This is a genomic window from Marinobacter flavimaris, from assembly GCF_002933295.1.
Classification (GTDB): Bacteria; Pseudomonadota; Gammaproteobacteria; order Pseudomonadales; family Oleiphilaceae; genus Marinobacter; species Marinobacter flavimaris.
The window spans coordinates 1-609 of record NZ_PSSW01000048.1 but is presented as its reverse complement, the minus strand read 5'-3'; the positions used below and the strand labels follow the sequence as shown (position 1 = coordinate 609).

2 tRNA genes are annotated in these 609 nt (G+C 47.0%); both read right to left on the bottom strand.

From position 1 onward, the window contains the following. Positions 1-353 precede the first annotated feature (353 nt). A tRNA-Ala gene (locus MDHKLMBL_RS20695) sits at positions 354-429 on the bottom strand. Positions 430-491: 62 nt separating this feature from the next. Next, positions 492-568, bottom strand: a tRNA-Ile gene (locus MDHKLMBL_RS20690). Positions 569-609: the final 41 nt, after the last annotated feature.

The window sequence follows — 609 nt, the reverse complement described above, 5'->3', positions numbered from 1 at the left end:
GCATCCACCGTATGCGCTTAGTTGCTTGACTATATAACCCCAAGACAACTGATCACGAATCCACACCCATCACCAGGCAAGCCTGATTCAGAGGTTTCTTCGAGACAGCCACTTGAAGCAATAGAACAACCACTTCAACGACAACACCGGATAACGCTTGAAATCGTTATCACTCTGATCAATGAATTCCGGAGATAATGGAATCCATCAATCGTGTTCTATCTCGTCCAATTTGTTAAAGAGCAAATCTGACCCAGTGATCAGAAAGAAGATCTTCAGTTACAACCCTTAATCGAGTCACACAACTGAAAAGCTTGTTTCTGTACACTGCTAACCGAAGTTAGTCAGTAATTTGGTGGAGCTAGGCAGGATCGAACTGCCGACCTCCTGCGTGCAAGGCAGGCGCTCTCCCAGCTGAGCTATAGCCCCATAAAAGCTATTACAAGAATTATTCAGATCAACGTACTTGATAACGCCGAGCTGGATAATTCTGGTGGGTCTGGGTGGACTTGAACCACCGACCTCACCCTTATCAGGGGTGCGCTCTAACCACCTGAGCTACAGACCCAAAAACACGGGCCTGCAACGACCCATCTGCTCTCTTTATTC